Origin of the sequence: Eudoraea adriatica DSM 19308 (assembly GCF_000382125.1) — a bacterium.
GTDB classification, from domain to species: domain Bacteria; phylum Bacteroidota; class Bacteroidia; order Flavobacteriales; family Flavobacteriaceae; genus Eudoraea; species Eudoraea adriatica.
Map to the genome: position 1 here is coordinate 35,436 of NZ_KB907549.1, position 20,195 is coordinate 55,630.

17 protein-coding genes are annotated in these 20,195 nt (G+C 38.8%); 9 read left to right on the forward strand and 8 right to left on the reverse strand.

Annotation, left to right across the window (positions count from 1 at the left end):
• Positions 1-5 precede the first annotated feature (5 nt).
• Complete coding sequence (locus G504_RS0109735) at positions 6-1,508, forward strand: Do family serine endopeptidase (protein ID WP_019669983.1); 1,503 nt, start codon at positions 6-8, stop codon at positions 1,506-1,508.
• A gap of 174 nt (positions 1,509-1,682) precedes the next feature.
• Here G504_RS0109735 and ppsA read toward each other — a convergent pair whose 3' ends face one another.
• Both ppsA and G504_RS0109745 read right to left on the reverse strand, forming a co-directional pair.
• The gene (ppsA, locus tag G504_RS0109740) at positions 1,683-4,085 is read right to left on the reverse strand and encodes a phosphoenolpyruvate synthase (RefSeq protein ID WP_019669984.1); all 2,403 of its coding nucleotides are present in this window, start codon (positions 4,083-4,085) and stop codon (positions 1,683-1,685) included.
• Positions 4,086-4,167: 82 nt separating this feature from the next.
• A complete protein-coding gene (locus tag G504_RS0109745; protein ID WP_040444111.1) occupies positions 4,168-4,629 on the reverse strand; it encodes a pyridoxamine 5'-phosphate oxidase family protein in 462 nt (153 codons plus the stop codon).
• 304 nt (positions 4,630-4,933) lie between these two features.
• Between G504_RS0109745 and G504_RS0109750 the strand changes: the two genes are divergently transcribed.
• The 4 genes from G504_RS0109750 (at position 4,934) to G504_RS0109765 (ending at position 7,821) form a co-directional block, all read left to right on the forward strand.
• Positions 4,934-5,137: a dodecin family protein gene (locus tag G504_RS0109750; protein WP_019669986.1), complete on the forward strand. Its 204-nt coding sequence runs from the start codon at positions 4,934-4,936 to the stop codon at positions 5,135-5,137.
• Positions 5,138-5,326: 189 nt separating this feature from the next.
• A complete protein-coding gene (locus G504_RS0109755; RefSeq protein WP_019669987.1) occupies positions 5,327-5,965 on the forward strand; it encodes a class I SAM-dependent methyltransferase in 639 nt (212 codons plus the stop codon).
• Positions 5,962-6,372 carry an archease gene (locus tag G504_RS0109760; RefSeq protein WP_019669988.1) on the forward strand — a complete coding sequence of 137 codons (411 nt, stop codon included), beginning with the start codon at positions 5,962-5,964 and terminating at the stop codon, positions 6,370-6,372. Before G504_RS0109755 ends, G504_RS0109760 begins: the two co-directional genes overlap by 4 nt.
• Positions 6,373-7,821, forward strand: a complete 1,449-nt coding sequence (locus G504_RS0109765; RefSeq protein WP_019669989.1) for an RtcB family protein — start codon at positions 6,373-6,375, stop codon at positions 7,819-7,821.
• Here the strand turns inward: G504_RS0109765 and G504_RS0109770 are convergent.
• Genes G504_RS0109770 through G504_RS0109780 form a run of 3 tightly spaced genes read right to left on the reverse strand, consistent with a single transcriptional unit; the run spans position 7,818 to position 10,296 of the window.
• A complete protein-coding gene (locus G504_RS0109770) occupies positions 7,818-8,453 on the reverse strand; it encodes a phosphoribosyltransferase (RefSeq protein WP_040444113.1) in 636 nt (211 codons plus the stop codon). The two genes, G504_RS0109765 and G504_RS0109770, sit on opposite strands and share 4 nt — an antisense overlap.
• Positions 8,454-8,458: 5 nt before the next feature.
• Positions 8,459-9,109 (reverse strand): dienelactone hydrolase family protein, encoded by a 651-nt coding sequence (locus tag G504_RS0109775; RefSeq protein WP_019669991.1) that lies wholly within the window; start codon positions 9,107-9,109, stop codon positions 8,459-8,461.
• The gene (locus tag G504_RS0109780) at positions 9,109-10,296 is read right to left on the reverse strand and encodes a bactofilin family protein (protein WP_019669992.1); all 1,188 of its coding nucleotides are present in this window, start codon (positions 10,294-10,296) and stop codon (positions 9,109-9,111) included. Before G504_RS0109780 ends, G504_RS0109775 begins: the two co-directional genes overlap by 1 nt.
• A gap of 163 nt (positions 10,297-10,459) precedes the next feature.
• Between G504_RS0109780 and G504_RS0109785 the strand changes: the two genes are divergently transcribed.
• Complete coding sequence (locus G504_RS0109785; RefSeq protein ID WP_019669993.1) at positions 10,460-10,672, forward strand: hypothetical protein; 213 nt, start codon at positions 10,460-10,462, stop codon at positions 10,670-10,672.
• 5 nt (positions 10,673-10,677) lie between these two features.
• On the opposite strand, the gene G504_RS0109790 is transcribed toward G504_RS0109785, so the two are convergent.
• Positions 10,678-11,220, reverse strand: a complete 543-nt coding sequence (locus G504_RS0109790) for an acyl-CoA thioesterase (RefSeq protein WP_019669994.1) — start codon at positions 11,218-11,220, stop codon at positions 10,678-10,680.
• A 563-nt stretch (positions 11,221-11,783) separates the two neighbouring features.
• Here G504_RS0109790 and G504_RS0109795 point away from each other — a divergent pair.
• From G504_RS0109795 to G504_RS0109805, 3 genes are all read left to right on the forward strand, one after another.
• The gene (locus G504_RS0109795; protein WP_019669995.1) at positions 11,784-13,037 is read left to right on the forward strand and encodes a PD40 domain-containing protein; all 1,254 of its coding nucleotides are present in this window, start codon (positions 11,784-11,786) and stop codon (positions 13,035-13,037) included.
• A gap of 200 nt (positions 13,038-13,237) precedes the next feature.
• The gene (locus G504_RS0109800) at positions 13,238-15,088 is read left to right on the forward strand and encodes a PorP/SprF family type IX secretion system membrane protein (protein ID WP_019669996.1); all 1,851 of its coding nucleotides are present in this window, start codon (positions 13,238-13,240) and stop codon (positions 15,086-15,088) included.
• 834 nt (positions 15,089-15,922) lie between these two features.
• Positions 15,923-16,549, forward strand: coding sequence for a response regulator transcription factor (locus G504_RS0109805; protein ID WP_019669997.1), 627 nt, complete (start codon positions 15,923-15,925; stop codon positions 16,547-16,549).
• 222 nt (positions 16,550-16,771) lie between these two features.
• Here the strand turns inward: G504_RS0109805 and G504_RS0109810 are convergent, their stop codons facing one another.
• Complete coding sequence (locus tag G504_RS0109810) at positions 16,772-17,851, reverse strand: AI-2E family transporter (protein ID WP_019669998.1); 1,080 nt, start codon at positions 17,849-17,851, stop codon at positions 16,772-16,774.
• Between the two features lie 642 nt (positions 17,852-18,493).
• Positions 18,494-20,056, reverse strand: coding sequence for an arylsulfatase (locus G504_RS0109820; protein ID WP_019670000.1), 1,563 nt, complete (start codon positions 20,054-20,056; stop codon positions 18,494-18,496).
• Positions 20,057-20,195 lie beyond the last annotated feature (139 nt).

Below are 20,195 nucleotides of genomic sequence, written 5' to 3' on the forward strand. Positions count from 1 at the left end.
AAACCATGAAAAAACTAAAAAGAAGTATCATAATACTATTGATAGGGCTGGTAACTATTTCACTGGCATCATGTAAGGATATAAATGGTTTAACCGAAAGCAGCGATATGGATCTGCCGCAATTTTATGCAGAAAGTAGCGCTGACCGGAACTACCAAAATGACCAGGGGGAAGTCCAGAGAGGTCCGGTTGATTTTACAGAAACCGCAAAAAAGGTATTGGATGCTGTGGTACATATCAGATCAACCCAGACCGCTTCAATCGACAATACAGATATACTGCCCCCTGACTTACCCGATCTTTTTCGTGATTTTTTCGGAGATCGTTTTCAAATGCCGGAGAATATGCCCCGGCAACCGATGTACAGTTCGGGTTCTGGTGTAATTATTGACAAAAAAGGACATATCGTAACCAATAACCACGTTATACAAAATGCCACGGAGCTGGAAGTTACACTTCACAATAATGAAACCTATAAGGCAACTGTAATTGGTGCAGACCCAACCACCGATCTGGCCTTACTGCAGATTACGGGCACGGATTTAAAAGCCTTATCTTTTGTAGATTCAGATAAGGTGGAAATCGGGGAATGGGTATTGGCCGTTGGAAACCCCTATAGCCTTTATTCTACGGTTACTGCGGGCATTGTGAGTGCCAAAGCACGTAACATCAATATCAACCCTGCGAAACTTGCCGTAGAGAGCTTTATACAGACAGATGCAGCCATTAATCCCGGTAACAGCGGTGGTGCCCTTGTAGACCTTGACGGGAATATCGTGGGTATCAACACGGCTATTGCCAGCAGAACCGGAAGCTATACCGGATACGGATTTGCCATACCCAGTAATATAGTTACAAAAGTAATAGCTGATCTATTGAAATATGGAAGTGTGCAGCGCGGAATCCTGGGCGTTACCATTGCCACGATGACCGGCAATTTAGCAAAAGAAAAAAATATTGATTTCATTAAAGGGGTCTGGATTGAAAGTGTCAACGAAGACAGTGCTGCTGAAAAGGCAGGTATTAAGGCCGGAGATATAGTTGTTAAGGTAGACGGAATAGATGTAGCTACTTCGCCAAGATTACAGGAAATCATAGCCCGCCACAGGCCAGGAGACAAAATCTCTGTAATTGTGAATCGAAAGGGACAAGAAAGAGAATATCAGGTTACCCTGGAAAACGTAAAGGGCTCTACGGATATTACAAAAAAAGAAAATGTGGAAATGCTGAATTATCTGGGAGCTGATTTTGAAACACTGGATAAGGAAACTGCCAAAAAATTGAATTTGGATGGTGGTGTAAGAGTAGTTAATCTTTACCCCGGGTTGCTACGCCAAAAAACCCAAATACGTCCCGGATATATCATTACACATGTAGATGGTAAAAAAGTGACTAATGTAAAAGAACTGGTGGCGATTCTGGAAAACAAAAAAGGTGGCGTAATGTTGGAAGGAGTATACGAGGATATGCCCGGGAAACAATATTATGCTTTCGGGTTAGATTCCTGAAATCAGAACTCAGTGAATGTTCCTGGTCAGCCTAGAATTGACCAGACCACTTTATTTCATAAGCCAGCAAAAAAGTTAGCATTGGCAAATGCCATGCTAACTTTTTTATGGAGATAAGCGTTAGATTGGCTATTTAACCAATTGTTGCAAAAATTTTGCCTAAAGTAAATTCCTTCAATTGCTGTCTGCCGTCTGTCCTAAACTCATAATACTCTGCTCTGCCCTATTAATGTTTTCAATGCCTTGTATAAGGGCATCCGGATTGAAGGATATACTGTTTATGCCTTCTTTGACCAAAAACCTTGCAAATTCCGGGAAGTCACTTGGTGCCTGACCGCACAATCCAATCTTTGTATTGGTTTTTCGAGCAGATGCTATTGCCATGGAAATCATCTTTTTGGCAGCAGGGTCGTTTTCATCAAACAGTTTGCCCATAAGTTCTGAATCTCGATCGATTCCCAAGGTCAGCTGGGTCAGATCGTTGGATCCTATGGAGAACCCGTCAAAAATCCCGGCAAATTCCTCTGCCAAAATAACATTACTGGGAATCTCTACCATGGTATAAATTTCAAGACCATTCTTACCTCTTTTCAACCCGTATTCCTCCATGATGGCCACCACCTTTTTGCCTTCCTCCAATGTCCTGCAAAAAGGAACCATTACCTTAAGGTTGTCGAGTCCCATGGTCTCCCGTACTTTTTTGATAGCCGCACATTCCAGGGCAAAACCTTCTTTATAGAGCTCACTGTAATATCTGGATGCCCCCCTAAATCCCAGCATGGGGTTTTCTTCTCTTGGCTCGAAAGCCTTACCACCTATGAGGTTGGCGTATTCGTTGGTTTTAAAATCGCTCAGCCTAACTATGACCTCTTTAGGGTAAAAGGCAGCAGCTATAGTGGCAATGCCTTGTGAGAGTTGATCTATGAAATAGTCCTGCTTGTTTTCGTAGCCTACTGTAAGTTTTTCTATTTGTTCTATTTCCGTGGTATTTTGTACCTCATCAAACTTAACCAATGCCATGGGGTGTACCTTTACGGAATGCGTTATTATAAATTCCATTCGCAATAAGCCTACCCCATCGTTTGGGTAAAATGACAACTGAAATGCATTTTCGGGATCGGCCAGTATCATTTTAGCTTCCGTATGTGGCATCCGTATGTTGGAAAAGTCTATCTCTTGCTCACTAAAAGAAAGTTTACCCTGATATATATAACCTGTTTTACCCTGTGAACAGGATAAGGTAATAGTATCACTTTCCTTCAGAACTGTCGTAGCTCTAAGGCATCCTACGATTGCAGGAACTCCCAGTTCCCTTGCTACAATGGCAGCGTGGCTAGTTCTTCCTCCTTTATTGGTAATTATGCCGCCAATCTGTTTTAGCAAGGGGTCCCAATCCGGGGTAATGGTATCGGTAACAAAAATATCATCCTTAGAAAGGTTTTTAGCTTCCCCTGGAGAATTTAACAGACGGGCTGTCCCAACTTTAATTTTGGAACCCACAGCATTTCCCGAAGCCAATACTTTACCTTTTTCCTCTAGTTTATATTGAATATACAGGTTCTTGTTCTTACTAAAATGCACGGTTTCCGGACGGGCCTGAATGATATATAGTTTATTGGTAAGTCCATCCTTTGCCCATTCAATATCCATAGGTTTCCGGTAATGCTTTTCAATGGCGGAAGCCCAATGTGCCAGGGTAATTATTTCTTCATCAGATAAAACAAATTGGCGCTGCCTGGGTAAGGGTGTATCTATATTTATTGTTGGGTTATTCTCACTGGACTTTGAATAGATCATCGTTAATTTCTTATCCCCCATTTTTTTCTGGAGTATAGGAAATTTGCCCTCTTCAAGGATAGGTTTGAATATATAATATTCATCAGGGTTCACAGCCCCCTGAACAATGTTCTCTCCCAATCCCCAAACACCTGATAGCAAGATGACGTTCTCAAAACCAGATTCAGGCTCAATCGTAAAGCCTACCCCCGAACAACCTTTGTCTGCACGGACCATATTTTGAATCCCGACAGAAAGGGCAACCTCTGCATGTTTAAAACCTTTTTCATCCCGATATTTTATAGCCCTGTTTGTATAAAGTGAAGCAAAACACTTTTTAACGGCCCCGAGCAATGCACTTTCCCCTTCAATATTGAGAAATGTATCGTGCTGGCCCGCAAAACTTGCTTCGGGCAGATCTTCTGCCGTGGCACTGCTTCGCACAGCAACAGCACAATTTTCATCCTCTGATAACCCCCGATAGGCTTCCATAACTTTTTGTGAAAGATCTGAGGACAACTTTCCTCCCAATATCAGATTACGGGCCTTCTCCCCTATTTGATTTAAATTTGCATAGGTTTGGGTATCTAACTGGGTTAATATAGTTTGTAAAGGATTCCGCAGTGAATTTTCATCCAAAAAATCCCAAAATGCATGGGAAGTTATAGCAAAACCATTTGGGACATTTACACCCTGAGAAGTGAGTTCATTATACATTTCTCCCAAAGAGGCATTTTTACCACCTACCAAAGAAACATCCTGTATGCCTATTTCACTAAAATACTTAAGGTATTTTTTCATTGTCTTTATTTTTAAATGAAATATATAATTCTATTAATTCCGCCTAAGCAATCAAACTAAAGTTTTAACCAAAAACTACATCCTAATTTTTGGATTCCCTGAACTTTCCTGTAATTTCCTGAATCCTTATCCTGTATACTATAGGGATACCTTGCCCATATATTTTGCTGGAAAATTCACTTATAAATTCCGGCTGTGACCCCTCTTTTTGTGCAACTAATTTTTTTACTTTTTGAGCAAACTCATGTAAAAGGTACTTTGCATCAATTCCCTGCAGTTCTTCGAATGTACCTTGAACATGTACAGATCGCCAGTCGTTCACAGATGTTATTTCTTCTACTTCAAGGGAAACCAGATCATTTTTTCGCATTGCATCAATCTTATGGCCTTCTGAAGAATATCCTGTAATTGTATTAGTTTTTGGATTATAAGAATATGTAATAGGCAATATATAAGGCTCCTGATGTGATATAAATGCCAAATGCCCTATATAGTTATTGTTCAATAACTCAATACATTCCTTTATCTCCAAATTTTTAATCATGATCTCATTTTTGACAGTAGTCATCTTTACGAAATAGTGATCGGATCAACAACAAATTTAAATTGAAGGGTACACTAACGGAATGATGCAAATCAGTTGGAAGAATATTTAAGCGTAAAACCGGTATGATTCAAATCATTGTGAAGCGAATATGAAAGAAATACTTTTGGCTAAATGTTCCCCAAAACAAGAGCCGGTGCCATGATGGATATATGCAAATGAAAATGACAATTTAGTCCGGGAGAACAATATCAGTATCAGTTAAAAGCCTTTTCAAATTTGTAAACAATTAAAATAAATAATTATGTCAGTATTAAAAGTAATAGAAGTTTTAGGTAACTCTACGGAGAGTTTTGAGGATGCCGTGCAGAATGTTATCAATGAAGCATCAAAAACGGTCAAGAACATTAAGTCCGTTTATGTTCAGGACATGCAAGTAAGTGTAAAAGACAACAGTATTGCAGAATATCGCGTAAATACGAAGGTAACCTTTGGCATTATGGAATAAAAGTTTCTTTTGTTTGATTTACCGAATATGCCGTTCAATGTTTGATCTCTGCTTTGGACGGTTTTTTTTGTTCCCCTATTTTGTTATGCCTGTTAAAAATAATCTAATCGTATGTTAAATTCCATTGGACTGATTTAGGTCATTTTGCATTCCCCTTTTTCTTGTCATATTGAGATAAAATAAAAAGATATGGCAATTATAGAAACATTTGACACCCATGTGTCTCAGTATGAAAAATGGTACGAGGACCATCCAGAGGTCTATCAATCCGAGGTTTTGGCCCTTCAGGAACAGTTTTTGGAACTGCCTCAAAACATTAGCGGTATAGAAGTTGGACTCGGTACCGGTAGATTTTCAAAACCATTAGGTATTAAGGAAGGTATAGAACCATCCAGGGAAATGGCTGCAAAAGCCATAAAAAGAGGTATTGAAATTATGGAAGGAACTGCTGAACATTTGCCCTATGCCGCCTTACAATTTGATTTTGTTCTTTTTGTCACCGTCTGTTTCCTAACCGATATAAAAAGAGCCTTTCGTGAAGCACATAGGGTACTCAAGCCCAATGGGGCTATTATCATTGGCTTTTTGGATAAAGAACGTAGTGTGGCAGAAGAGTATATCGCTAAAAAGAACCGAAGTAATTTCTATGGAAATGCCAGTTTTTATACTGTGGATCGCCTGACCAAGGTACTTGAAAGTTCCGGATTCAAGGATTTGGTCTTCAATCAGACCCTATTTGGAAACATGGAAGAAATAGAGGAAGTTCAGGTCCCCAAAAAAGGGCATGGGGAAGGATCATTTGTTACGGTCAAAGCAATTAAAAAATGAATCAATATGTGAAACATACCGCCGATGTTGAAATTGAAGTCAGTGGCCGCACATTGCAGGAACTCTTTACGAAAAGTCTGGAGGCAATGTGCGATATACTGAAGGAAGGTGGCTGCAAGACCATTACTCATTTTGACTGTTCCCGGCGGGTTGTTGTTTCCGCTAATGACAGTACCGGTTTATTAATTGATTTTTTATCCGAAGTATTGTCCCTCTCCAATATCCAGAAATCTCTTTTTTGTAATGTTTATTTCTCAGAACTAACAGAAAACAAGTTAGAGGCGCAGTTATTTGGTATTTGGTTTGATCAGTTCGACAGGGAAATAAAAGGGGTTACCTACCATGAGGCCCGAGTTAAAAAGAATGATGACAATAACTGGGAAACGCATATAATCTTTGATATCTAGATGAAGAAAGTTGAAAAAGCAGATATTCGGAAAATTGAGGATTACCTATGGGAAATTCCAAAGTCTTTTCGAAATAATATGCAAGTCCCTGCCTGGATCTTGGCCAACGAAATTCTATTGGACGATATCCTGGAAGACAGGTCTTTAAACCAACTGGTAAACGTGGCATGCCTTCCCGGTATCAAAAAAGCATCGCTGGTTATGCCCGATGTTCATGAAGGATATGGTTTTCCAATAGGCGGTGTCGCCGCCACCTCCTATCCCAATGGCGCAATTTCGCCGGGGGGAATAGGTTATGATATTAATTGCGGAGTTCGCCTGCTGGCTTCTCAATTGCAGATAGAGGATATCAAAGATCAATTGGAGAATTTGGTGAATGAATTGAACAAGGAAATACCTACAGGACTTGGCAAAGGTGGCAAAATCAGGCTTACCCAGGAGGAAATGGACAATGTACTGGCAATTGGTGCAGAATGGGCAGTGGAACACGGGTATGGAACCCGGGAAGACCTTGAATATATTGAAAGTAAAGGGAAATTAGCGGATGCTGTACCAAAGGCAGTTTCTGCAATGGCGAAAAATCGCGGACACGATCAGTTGGGTACCATTGGTTCGGGAAATCATTTTGTAGAAGTAAGTCATGTCACTGAAGTATTTGATGATAGTATTGCCAAAACCTACGGTTTAAAAAAAGGTCAGGTTACCGTAATGATTCACACAGGATCACGCGGACTGGGGCATCAGGTTGCTACAGATTATATTTGTTTAATGATGACTGCCATGGCTAAATACGGCATAAAAATGCCAGACCGTGAACTGGCTTGTGTTCCTTTCGATTCCCCGGAAGGACAAGAATATTTTAAAGCGATGTGTGCTGCAGCAAACTATGCATGGTGCAACCGACAGCTCATTACCTGGGAGGCCCGAAATGTGTGGGCAACTATTTTCGGCAGAGAAAACAGTTCTTTGAAACTGGTGTATGATGTGGCTCACAATATTGCGAAAATTGAAACTCATAGTATTGACAGGGAACTTCAAAAAGTAATTGTACATAGAAAAGGAGCAACCCGTGCGTTTGGACCGGGTTTTGACGAATTGCCTCAAAACTATATAGAAACCGGCCAGCCTGTAATTATTCCCGGCAGCATGGGTACTTTCTCTTATGTGCTGGCAGGTACTTCCAAAAGTCATGAGCTTACTTTTGGGTCTTGTTGCCATGGCGCAGGAAGAAATTTGTCCAGGACTGCAGCCAAAAAAGTGGTTAATGCTCCAATTTTAAAAAAAGAACTTCAGGAGATAGGTATTTTGGTAGAGGGATCCTACCGGGGAATTGCCGAGGAAGCCCCAATTGCCTATAAGGATATAGAAGTTGTTGTGGATACGGTAACCTCCTCAGGAATAGCCAAAAAAGTGGCAAAACTCAGACCGGTAGCGGTTATTAAAGGCTAGTCATGTTTGAGCTCGTAGCTTTCCTGTAATAACTTTATAGCTTCTTCATCAGAGACCTGATTAAAAAATTCATAAAACTGACCAACAGCCATAAAATCCCTGGGGGTATACAAGCAAATTACATCATCAACAAAGGATGACGCTTCCAGACTCTTAATTGCCGAAGGAGGGGCCACGGGAATTGCTACTACTACTTTTTTTGGATGATGGGCCCTGACCATTTCTGCCGTTACACGAATTGTGTTTCCCGTTGCAATGCCATCATCAATGATTATCACAACCTTATCTTTTAATTCCTGAGGTTTGCGGGTTTTATAGTATTGCTCTTGTCTTTTTTTTAATTTTTCCCTGATACGAGTTGTTTCTTCGTCTATATAACGCTGATGGACTCCGGCAACGTCATTGAGAACAATTTGTTCCATGCTAACAGCACCAATGGCGTACTCCCGGTTATATGGATGCCCTATTTTTTTAGACAAGGCAACATCCAGTGGGGTCTGCAAGGTTTTAGCCACTATTGCCCCCAAAGGTAACCCACCTCTTGGAATAGCTAAAACCACTACGTTTTGATCCTTATACGGCAGCAACTCATCTGCCAACTGTATCCCCGCATCAATTCTATCCCTGAACATTATATCTAATTTATGTTTATATGGTTTATAAACCATTTTGCGGATAAAGCCGCAACTTCCTCTAATTTACCCTCCTCTTCAAAAAGGTGTGTGGCGCTCGGGATGATTTCCAGTTTCCGTTCACACCTTAATTTATCATAGGCTTTTTTATTTAAGCCAATTACCACTTTGTCCCATCCGCCAACAATCAAGAGTGTGGGTGCTGTAACTTCATGCAATTCGGACATGGCAAGATCCGGCCTCCCACCCCTGGAGACCACTGCCACAATTTCATCACCAAAGTAAGCGGCAGCCCCCAAGGCGGAAGCAGCTCCGGTACTGGCCCCAAAATAAGCTATTTGAAGTCCTTTGGTTTCCTCTTGCATTTTTATCCATTCTGTTACGGCAATCAACCTTCGGGTCAATAGGTCGATGTTGAAACGGGTCTTGTAAAGCCTATCTTCTTCTTCGGTTAGGAGATCAAACAATAGGGTGCCCAGCCCCTCTTGCTGCAATACACTTGCTACATAGTTGTTTCTGGGACTCAACCTGCTGCTGCCGCTACCATGTGAGAAAAGCACCAATGCCCCGGCATTTTCCGGAACTGAAAGATTTCCTTTTAAAACGACTTTTCTTAGGGGAATTTCAATGGATCTATGTTCTTCTTTTAACAACATTATTGCGCTATTTTTAGTTTGTTTTTTCGCTTTTGTAGGAAAACCAGTAAAAATAATCCGTAACCAATGGCAATTACTGCTATAGATACTAAACTGCCCAAAAATGGTATCAGGGTTAGTAATCGAAGTACAATAGCCAGGCCTAATGAGACTAATATTAAAGTCCAGAAATTCCAATTTCGATTTTTATTTAAGTAATGGGCTAGTAACAAGGCTGCTATTAAATGTCCAAACAGAACACTGAAAATGTAAACCGACAGAAGAAACAAGCCAACAGGAATGCCAATTATCAGAATAAATGTAAACAGAATGAGCAAAGGCATACCTAATAGATAGAGCAGTCCATAGATAAAACTTGTCAATATTTCTTTATCCAAATGGGTTACCGTATCTGCAAAAAAATCATTGAATGCCCAGTTCAGTAGGACTAAAATTAAAAATGCGGAAATGACATAAAAGACCCAGAGCCCGAATGCGACCAAACTAAAACCTTTCCAGACATTCCAGGAGAGATCCTCTTTATCCGGCATAAGGCCTTCATTGTAAGTGGCTTTGGCGTTTATCAAGGAGTTTTTAAAATTAATTTCAGGATCTTCCGACCAGTACTCCACATCACTTAGAAACCTGGCATCATTGCCAATTTCAAATTCCTCAGCTGCAATTTTTGAGGTCCCTGATATTTCACCATTAATTAAAATTGACCCGCCATACAGGTATGCCTCCTCCCTTACTTTGCCATTTAGTACTATTTCGCCGGAATAGGATTTAAGCATCCCTTTCACCTCTCCGTTCATTTCAATATTTCCAGAAAAATTGATCAGGTTACCATATATTACGGCATTTTCAGTGATCGTTACTTCCCCGCCTGCCAAAATCACATCATCACCTACTTCTGAATCAATGATTAACCTGCCTCCGACGGCACGTATATCATCTTTTACCGGGCCTCTTACATTTATATCGGCCCCGACTGCCATAAGATCTTCCTGAAGACTGTCTATAATTGAAATTTTTCTTGCTGCCGCCACAACATCCCCATCAACTATCGCATTTATCCTTATAGTTTCACCGGCCAGATAAATATCATCTGTTTGATGTTCCGAGATCGATATTCTTTTATCAGCCGTATGTTGTCCCATAATAAATGTGGAAAACAACAGCGTAAATAACCCCAGCATTTTTTTCATGGTAACTAGCTTTAGATAGTATTTCAAAAGAAAGGAAATACTTTCAGGATGGCAATGATCAGGGTCATCCCTCCCGGTTGTTTAAAGCCTGACAAGGATCATTTGCAATAGATTTGGAATACCATAGATTTATTGAAGAACAAAATCTAACTACTTCAATACCATGAAAGATCTGCAATCCGTTTTACAGGAAATTCTGGAAATCACGACTACTATAGAGACGGAATATCCGGAACTTTACAGGTTTTTAGAGGAAAGCCCTATGACCCTTCCTGCTGCTGACCATCCCGGGATAGATGAATACACATTAACTGAATATCTTAAGAGCTTAAAGGGGCTTCTACAACATCACAGGGAAACACGAAAGAAAAATTAAGTCTTTTATATTTTAGTAACTGGTTGATTATCATATATAATAACTGCGTCATTAGCATACAATTCTTTAACCCATAATGGAGGTTCTTTTGCTTGGGAGATACCTGCTTCCTGCATAATCTCTGAAAGAACGCCGGGTACATCCCTTTTCCAAATTAGTGCCCGGGTAATCCCTATTGCTTTAAGCTCGCCATCCTGTTCAAAATTATGGAGATGGTAAATCCATTTTTCATCCCAACCTGCGGTTTTCAGAACTACATCGAACTTAGTCCATAGTTTTAAGGGCTTCCTATAGATAATCTTCTGGGAACCGAGTGTTGGCGCTAACCCTCTTTTTACTATTGCGTTGTATAATTTTGATCTTCCAATAAGTTCCCATCGCATAAAATCCATGTATACCGGATATTTCCAGGCAGTCATTACACGCAGGCCATCACAATCGAAAAACCTGACTTTAAATGTTCGTTTAATGGTTTGCCCGGCTTCAACAGGGCTCTGAAAATTGCGCAGTACTAAAATCTTTATGATTGTAATCCAATAATGTATCATGCAATGTCTTAATTAGTAATGGTTTGGATTATAATGCAGTATTCTTAATGGTTATAAAAATACTTTTTGTAAATACTGGCTGACAATAATATCTTTTAATTGAAGTTATTCTCCTGAGATGTTTTTTTTAAAGATAGTCAAGTTACATTAATTACTATACTTTATATTCGCCCCAAAATTCATCCGGCTCGAACCTTTATCAAACCAAAATAGTCTGCCTTCTAAAACATTAATATACTTAAATATCTAGTATTAATTGTTCAAAACTGAATCTTAGTTCATGTTAAAAAAGAGACATTTTTCCTCAATTCTTCAAAATTTAACAGGTTTCGGGAAGTTCCTTTTGAAAAAATGATCCAAAATATATTTTCAATTCTATAAAGTACTTTTTCCCAATAATAGCAGTACTTAAGAGAGCTTCTATAGTAGAAACAACAGCCCGCCAACTATTCCATTCATCCGATAAATGAATCGATTTATCGAAAACCTATGAATTTTTGCTAGGTCATAGCTCAAAACATTTTTTGATCTTTGGATTCAATAATAACCCAATATCTTGACCTATGAAGAGTACTTTAACCTACAAAGTAGCTTTAGGATGTTTACTAACGTTTTTTTGCTATTCATCGTATTCGCAGAATCCTAAGATTTCCAAATCTGTTAATCCGGAAATTTATGAAGCCAATAAAAGGGCGAGTAATTATCAGGAACTATTGAATTTAGGATATGCCGAAAATGAAATTTATGAAGATTTAGGGAATGCCAACTTCTTAAGTCAGAATTATGAAACTGCAGTTTTTTGGTATAAAAAGCTGATAGCGATTAGTGAAGATGGCATTCTGAACTCTGGCTGCTCTGAGCGCTATCAATTTGCCCTTCAAAAGGTTTCCGGATCGGTAATTGCAGGTACAATCCATGACAAAGACTGGTTAGCCCAAATTAAGTCCGAATACCATGTAAATAATTCAATAGCCGACAGGGGAATACCTGTTGAGGAACTTCCTAACCCTGTCAGCGAATCCCTGGAAGATCTCGCACAAAAGGTATTTGAGGGGGAAAATGATGCGGTAGTTTTGAATGATAAAACATTTAACTACAAAAACGCCTATAAAACTCCAATTTCTGTAACGGCAGATGGTAATACAGCTTATTTTAGCAAAGCGAGTTTTATACAGCCCAAATATGGTGTTTTCTCCAAAAAGCAATTAGTCCACAAAATCTACAGGGCAGAAAAGGTTAATGGAAGATGGAAAAATATCAAAGAAGTAGCATTATCGCCTAAATATTACTCCAGCATGCACCCTACGGTATCAAAAGACGGGAAACGCTTATTTTTTGCTTCAGACATGCCCGGAACTTTTGGAAAATATGATATCTATGTGTCTGCCATTAACAAGGATGGCAGCATGGGTGTTGCCAAGAATCTTGGTGAAAAGGTCAATACAAAAAAGAATGACTTATATCCTAATCTCGCAGGAGGTACTACCCTCTTCTATGCATCAGATGGTCACAAAGGCCATGGTGGCCTGGATGTATTTATGGTACAGGTGTTTCATAAAAAAGTAGGTTGGTCTGTAAATTTAGGTAGTCCTATTAATAGTAATAAAGACGATTTTTCAATATCTCTTACCGGAAATGGAACGGGCTATGTAATGTCTAATCGCGGGAATACGGAAGATGCAGTACAACAAGTTGCTTTTCAATTCCTGAAACCTAAAAATGACAAGCAGCATGATGATGGCGAATATAACTTCGCGGAAGTTTTCAGCACCGAAGTAAAAGCAAATTTCGCTAGCTCCGTTTATGAAGACGACTGATTCTTAGCAGCACTGTGACCAAAACCAAACAGGGGCGCAACCCCGATCTATTTGGTAGCCCGGGAATCGATGATTTCTAAAAACTATTCAGAAAATATAAAGTTGAAACGAAATTTTCGAATCATACAATCCGATCAACACTAGTTTAGAAAAGCATATCGGATAACAAGTATTAAGATAAAAATTTAAATTTCAATCAGATGAACTGTAACACCACTATAATTAAGAAAGTATTCGTACTTAAAGTGTTTTGCCTTATCCTTTTTGCTCAGGCTTCGTACGGTCAGGAAGCATTCTCTGATCTTAGCTCGAACACTACCTATCACAATCAGCTGTTTTTCAATAGGTTCTTAATAAACCCTACATTTTCACTGGTTCGGGAAAACAAATCTTATCTTAATATTCTGCATCGAAATCAGTATGCTACATTTGAAGATAACAATCAAAACTATTATCTGGGATTTAGCAATAAATTCAATGACCATACGGCTTTAGGCTTAGGTATATACAGTCAGCGCATCGGTATTATCCAGGAGTTCGGATTTAATGCCAATTATGCCACTTCGGTACAATTGGGATCCAAGAGTAGCTTAACCTTTGGGACAAATGTTACCTATTACAGTGTAGGAGTTGATAAAAACCGGGCGGTTGCCACTGAGAACGACCCTGAAATTCTGGAAGCAAAATTAGAAAACAAGATTGCTATTCAGCCCGGAATTACATTCTCCTATGGAAACTTTGATATAGGGATCTACGCGGAAAACCTTATTAAATACAGTCAGACCACCAATGAATTTATAACCAGTTTTAATGCTAAAACTGTAAAAGGCTCTCTGCAATATACGCACGCTTTTATGGCCACGTCCGGTTTATTTGCCAACGCAAGGCTAATGCCCCTTGTGCAATTGGGACAGAACCTGGACGGAAGTCTTTCTTATGTAGGTTCGGTTGTACTTGAATTACCGAAATACGGATGGTTTCAAAGTACCCTGGATGACACTTACGGAATGTCTTTGGGTATAGGTTTTAACCTTAGTAAAAAGTTGTCTCTGGGGTATCTGGTAGAAAAGAATTTCCTGGATCAGGGTGCAGAATTTGGCTGGAATCATGAATTGTCCCTGGCGTATACCTTTAAAAACCAACCATCAGCCATTGGCGGTTACGTAGTAAAATCAGAAGAAAACAGAATTGATGAAATTGTTCAGAATTATGAAGAACAATTAGCACAAATGAGGGAAAATCAAAATAAAGACACGAGGAATCAGATTGAAGAGCTTACGCGTAAATATGAAGCGCAAATATCGGAATTAACCAGTGCTCAAAACAAATCTAAAGGGGATACTAAAAAATCCTCCGAAACGAAAAACAAGAATCTGAAAAATACACCTGAAACTTCACTTGTGGCTTATACAATATCTCAGGAAGAAGATTCTAAATCTCTTGCCTATCAAAACCGGTTAATCCTGGACGAGCTGATTTTAAGGCAGGATTCCATAGAGAACGCACGTAATGCACAATTTGAGAAAAAGTTTGAAATGATAGTACGTATTTTGCGAAATGATGTAGAAAATAGTGTGAAAAATAATTTACAGGATTTCAACAGTCCGGAAAATACAGTATTGGCATCAAACCACAGTAAAACGAATTCCGCGACAAATAATGTGGAATTTACAACAGCCAATACCATGGAATTGAATACTTCCGGTGAATTAACAGATGCGGAACGCAAGAAGTATATTAAACTACCTATAAAAATTCAAAATCTATCTGATATTGGAGTACAATCTGGCTATTATGTAATTGCCAATGTTTATAAGACCAAAAAATATTTAAATGCTTTTATGAATCAGCTGAATGAACAGGGGTTGGATGCGAAACAATTTTACAATAAGAAAAATGGTTTGTATTATGTTTATTTGGCTGATTTTAAAGCTAAGGAAGAAGCCGAAGTTGCTTATGTTTCTGATTTAAATGGAAAATATAATGATGAAAAGTGGATTATGCAGGTTGATAATCCCCCGGCAACCGCAGATCTAATGTATGAAGATTAATGATTTTCCAGGGACAATAGGAACATTAAACAGTTTGTCTGTTATACTTGTAAATTATTTATCCCAAAATAATTGATACCTGCTTATGGACTGCAAACAAGTATAATAAATCTTACTACATAGGCGCTTTGGCTTACTTTCTTTTTATTATGATATAAATTCGAATTCATTTGATTTCAATGACAATGCATGGTTCGTTTTATTATTTGAAAAATGTTTTAGTCAAAAAACACCAGGCTCCCGGGAGTTTTTTACAATATTAATAATGAGAAAAACAGACAAGATTACCGACCAACCGGTCTGCATTTGAACGAAAATACTTACGTAATATCATTGCCTTTCTAATTTTTATATATATTTAAATTATTAAAGTAATAGAATAACGATCGCTCAACCCCCAAAACCCCATAATATGCAGACTGAAAATTACCCCAAAACCGGCTCGCATGGCAGGCCAAAAACAAGAGCTAATCCTGTAACCTTCTTAAAGGAAGCTCCATTTTAAACCACAGTTAATACCGTTTTAGTTGGATTTTTAACTTATTGGTATCTGGTATTATCAGATCCTTATAAGCTAGGGACCCCTTGTTGTATTGCTATTTTATGGTACCCTTAAAACGTATGCAGTTAATACCTGTGTTTTTGTTTTAACATCGCATTTTACTTCACGGTAAGAGATAGATGGACTGTATCCATATCTAGTGTGCATCGCTATGTGCTATGGTTTAAAAAATTGCTTATTGAGCAATGAAATACTCCTATTAACTTGCTCATTTTCAAACTTTTAATTTCTTATTTCTTTATTATTTTTTTAACCCCAAAATACTAATAGATATGAAATCGAATATCCTTAATATAATTGTTATAGATAATGATCACTTATTTCATGCGGCCTACAAATACTATTTTGAAACTTACCAGGACTATGCACTCAAAGGTGTTTATATTTCCGTAGAAGACGCCTTAAAAGATTTTGATCATGTACAACCAGATATAATTGTTTCTGAAGTTTCTATGCCCAACGTTTGTGGCATAGATGGAATACGCCTGTTCAGAAAAAAAGATCCTGAAGTAAAAATTATTATGATAAGCGAACAGAATGATTTTGAGCTTATCAAAAATGCCTTTAAAAATAGGGCAAATGGCTACCTCACGAAACCGGTTACCAAAAAGCGTATGTACAATGCCTTAAATTCCATCAAATATGAAGGTGCCACCATGAGCAATGACATAGTCAAAGCCGTGATATCCATGTTTCACAGAAAATCTTATAATGCTTTCTCGGAACGGGAAAACGAAATAATTGATTACCTGTGCCAGGGAGCTACCTATAAGCTTATTGCCGATAAACTTTTTGTTACTCCAAGTACCGTAAATTTTCATATTCAGAATATATACTTAAAACTGGACGTGAATTCCAAATCAGAAGCGCTTACTAAATTGCAGGAAATGGAAAATTAAACACTTATTCCTCTCTGTTTAGTAGTAATAATATATTCGGAAAAGGACAAATATGAATGTCCTTTTGAAGCTCAATAGATTACAATTTACGTTATTATCTGTGCCAGATTGTAATGAAATGGACAAAAGTAGCATAAAGCAAATTACCTGAATATTGTAATTCAGTATGGCTTTTAATCTTTTTTGTCCATTTATTTTAATGCCATTTCCTATCCCGAACAGTTATTCCGATTCATTTTCTTCAATCAGGGCTTTTGCATCTTCTTCAATCAAGGCTTTTGCATCTTTTTTTGTTCCAAGAATAATGGCAATCCACCTTGTCTTTGGGTTATGCTCCAGCATAATTTTCACAGTCATGGTCAATGGAACAGATAAAAACATACCTACAGTACCTAATACAAAACCCCAAAAAATAAGCGATAAGAATACTATTGCAGTAGATAATCCCATCCCCTGCCCCATTAGTTTTGGCTCTACAATACTTCCTATTATCAAATTCACCGTAACAAATGCAATCAGAGCAGCCAATGCACCCCCAAATCCAAGTTGAACCAGAGCAAACAGAACAGCAGGAAACGCTGCAATAAAAGATCCTATAGTTGGAATATAGTTTAACAGGAATGCTACTAAACCCCATAAAATGGCATAATCAACACCAATAAGTGACAGCGCTATCCATATTAAAATGCCCGTGATAAGACTTGTAAGTGTTTTAATTGAGAGGTAATGACGAATTCTGTTCCCAATTTCATCAAAATATGAATAATTTGCAGAATAGTCTTTTAGGATTGCATCTACCTTAATTGAAATATCATCCAATTCCAACAAAAGAAAAAGTACCAGGAAGAGGATGGTTAAGAAATTGCCCATAAACCCGCCAAGCTGACTCAGTAAGCTGGCTGTAAAACCCATAATCCTGGAAGGTTCCAATAAATCATCCATTTTATCAAATGAAAAATTAAATCCACTGTCATTTAAAAAGTCAAAAACAGATGCACCAATTTGATCCAGGTTTTGTTCATACAATCCGGCATTTTGAGTAAATGCCGCAAGGGATTGTCCCACTAATTCACCTAAACCAATGAAGATTGCTATAAGCATCAGAAATACAACTAAAACAGCCAAACTCTGCGGTACCCTCTTCCTTACCAGATACCTAATGGGTGGTGTACAAATAATAGAAAGAAATACTGCCATTAAAACCGGAGTGATTAAGCCCGCACCATAGATTAATCCTGCAATTATGATTATAAAAGCAGCCAGGTTTATTATAAATGGAAACTTTGAGTTTGATTTAATCATATTCTTTTTGGTTTCGTATTATTTACAGAACTTAATAATTATCCAAAGGTATATTAACCTAATTCTTGCTGGCAAATTTGCCGACTATAATAGCTACAACTACGGCTATATAGAATTGGCCTGTGATGGCAATAATCTCAGAAAATATATCTCCACTACATTAGCAAACAGACCGAAGATGAAATTTGCCCCATATTTCTTATAAAAGATACCCAGGCCAGTATAAACTAAGCCTGTGGTTAAGGATATTCCTGCAAAAAAAACAAATAGCAGATCAGTCACAATGGAAATTATTAAGGGCTATAAATATAGTGCAATCCAAGGAATTATTTAAACAACGTACATACAGTGAATTAACCTTTGTAGAATTCATTTAGGGTGTATTTCGATCTGTATTATAAAACCTTACAAAAGAAGAACAACAACATCCATCTAAACCCTTAGATGCAGGATCAACTAACTTTACAATAAAAAAAGAGTGCTCCGATTCTCTCGAAACACCCGTTTTTATCTATTCTCTAACCTTTATGGTTGCATTCAGCGGTACTCTAATAATAACCAGGTATACGGATCTACAACCACTCCAAAGTGCTGAATTTTACCTCTCTTTAAAGTTGTTTTTAAACTTCAACTATTTAAGTTCTAGCGACTTGTTGGTATCATTTCATTAACCTGCTTTTCAATAGTGCTCAGACTCCAGTCCCCGGGCACCTGGCTGGGAGGAAACTCTTTAAAAGTATTAAGGAAATTCAGGGCGTAATACTGCATACCCCCCAACATATAAACACGGTCTACATACCAGTCCCAATATGTATTAGAGCCTACCAAAGCTTTCTCAAACGGATCGCGCCTCAAGTTAAACAGGTATGGCCCTCTGAGTTCTACAAAAGGCTCAAACCAAAGTGCCAGTTTGTTTTCACGCTGTACGCGGAACATCGCCTTCCAGTCTCCATAGCGCAGCGCGGTTATTTCTCCTGCATCACTAACATAAATGAAGCCCTTGCGTGCAGATTCCTCGGATTTACCCATAAGGTAATCCAACTGGTTCACACCATCAATATAATTCTTGTACTGTCTGCCATTGAGCGTAACCCCCTTTTTAAGTTGGTCTGAAATATCATCAGATCCTGCAGCGGCGGCGAAGGTAGGTAGCCAATCTTCATGAGAAAAAATTCCATTCAGGGTCTTCCCTGCAGGAAATTTCCCGGGCCATTTGACAAACGCAGGCGACCGAAATGCCCCCTCCCAACTGGTATTCTTTTCACCATGGAATGGAGTTGTGCCGGCATCTGGCCAGGTGTTGAAGTGAGGACCGTTATCTGTAGAATAAAAAATAATAGTATTGTCTGCAATACCCAATTCATCAATGTAGTCCAGCAGCTGGCCTACATGCATATCATGCTCTATCATCCCATCTGTATACTCGTCATTCCCAGGATGTCGCCGCTCCTCTTTTACATGCGTGCGAAAATGCATGCGGGTACCATTCCACCAGGTGAAGAAGGGTTTTCCGGAGTCTACCTGTTCTTTGATAAACCTTTTGGTTTCTGCAACAGATTCATCGTCAATAGATTCCATCCGTTTCTTGGTGAGAGGACCAGTATCCTCAACCCGCTGTCCCCCTTTGCCGTCTGCCCAACTATGGATCACGCCCCTGGGCCCGAAAACCTCTTCGAATTTCTTTCCGTTAGCCAACACCAAATCATGTGGATAGTCCTCATTTTCCGGTTCTTCTTCCGCATTTAAGTGGTAAAGGTTCCCATAGAATTCATCAAACCCGTGCATGGTTGGCAAATGTTCATCCAGATCTCCCTGGTGGTTTTTTCCAAACTGCCCGGTGGAATAGCCCAGACTTTTCATCACCGTGGCTATGGTTACATCCGTTTTTTGCCAGCCTTGAGGCGCATTGGGCATCCCCACTTTGGTCATACCTGTGCGCACCGGCACATTGCCCCCTAAGAATGCGGCACGACCGGCCGTACAGCTCTGTTGGGAATAATAATCCGTAAAGGCAATCCCTTCTTTTGCAATACGGTCAATGTTTGGGGTATGGAACCCCATCATCCCGTGATTGTTATGACTGATATTCCAATAACCGATATCATCTCCCCATATCACCAGGATATTGGGTTTTTTGGTTTGCTGTGCAAAGGTCATTGCACTAATTAAAAAGAGCAGTACTCCCGAAAAAATAGTTTTCTTCATAGTCTTAGTTTTAAAATTTAAGTGTTTCCGTTATTAATAAATATTTGATTGGATGAATTAGTTATTAGCGATTGCGTTTCTTTAAGTTAATACAGGATCAGATCTCATTACTTATGGTAAAAATGCTTACTTTGTCTAA

What these genes read in the sequence shown, in the direction of transcription:
- G504_RS0109765 (WP_019669989.1), top strand. Translation starts at nt 6,373, where the DNA reads ATGAAGAAAGTTGAAAAAGCAGATATTCGGAAAATTGAGGATTACCTA.
- G504_RS0109810 (WP_019669998.1), bottom strand. Translation starts at nt 17,851, where the DNA reads ATGATTAAATCAAACTCAAAGTTTCCATTTATAATAAACCTGGCTGCT.
- G504_RS0109750 (WP_019669986.1), top strand. Translation starts at nt 4,934, where the DNA reads ATGTCAGTATTAAAAGTAATAGAAGTTTTAGGTAACTCTACGGAGAGT.
- G504_RS0109770 (WP_040444113.1), bottom strand. Translation starts at nt 8,453, where the DNA reads ATGTTCAGGGATAGAATTGATGCGGGGATACAGTTGGCAGATGAGTTG.
- G504_RS0109800 (WP_019669996.1), top strand. Translation starts at nt 13,238, where the DNA reads ATGAACTGTAACACCACTATAATTAAGAAAGTATTCGTACTTAAAGTG.
- G504_RS0109795 (WP_019669995.1), top strand. Translation starts at nt 11,784, where the DNA reads ATGAAGAGTACTTTAACCTACAAAGTAGCTTTAGGATGTTTACTAACG.
- G504_RS0109780 (WP_019669992.1), bottom strand. Translation starts at nt 10,296, where the DNA reads ATGAAAAAAATGCTGGGGTTATTTACGCTGTTGTTTTCCACATTTATT.
- G504_RS0109805 (WP_019669997.1), top strand. Translation starts at nt 15,923, where the DNA reads ATGAAATCGAATATCCTTAATATAATTGTTATAGATAATGATCACTTA.
- G504_RS0109820 (WP_019670000.1), bottom strand. Translation starts at nt 20,056, where the DNA reads ATGAAGAAAACTATTTTTTCGGGAGTACTGCTCTTTTTAATTAGTGCA.
- G504_RS0109745 (WP_040444111.1), bottom strand. Translation starts at nt 4,629, where the DNA reads ATGATTAAAAATTTGGAGATAAAGGAATGTATTGAGTTATTGAACAAT.
- G504_RS0109755 (WP_019669987.1), top strand. Translation starts at nt 5,327, where the DNA reads ATGGCAATTATAGAAACATTTGACACCCATGTGTCTCAGTATGAAAAA.
- ppsA (WP_019669984.1), bottom strand. Translation starts at nt 4,085, where the DNA reads ATGAAAAAATACCTTAAGTATTTTAGTGAAATAGGCATACAGGATGTT.
- G504_RS0109735 (WP_019669983.1), top strand. Translation starts at nt 6, where the DNA reads ATGAAAAAACTAAAAAGAAGTATCATAATACTATTGATAGGGCTGGTA.
- G504_RS0109775 (WP_019669991.1), bottom strand. Translation starts at nt 9,109, where the DNA reads ATGTTGTTAAAAGAAGAACATAGATCCATTGAAATTCCCCTAAGAAAA.
- G504_RS0109790 (WP_019669994.1), bottom strand. Translation starts at nt 11,220, where the DNA reads ATGATACATTATTGGATTACAATCATAAAGATTTTAGTACTGCGCAAT.
- G504_RS0109785 (WP_019669993.1), top strand. Translation starts at nt 10,460, where the DNA reads ATGAAAGATCTGCAATCCGTTTTACAGGAAATTCTGGAAATCACGACT.
- G504_RS0109760 (WP_019669988.1), top strand. Translation starts at nt 5,962, where the DNA reads ATGAATCAATATGTGAAACATACCGCCGATGTTGAAATTGAAGTCAGT.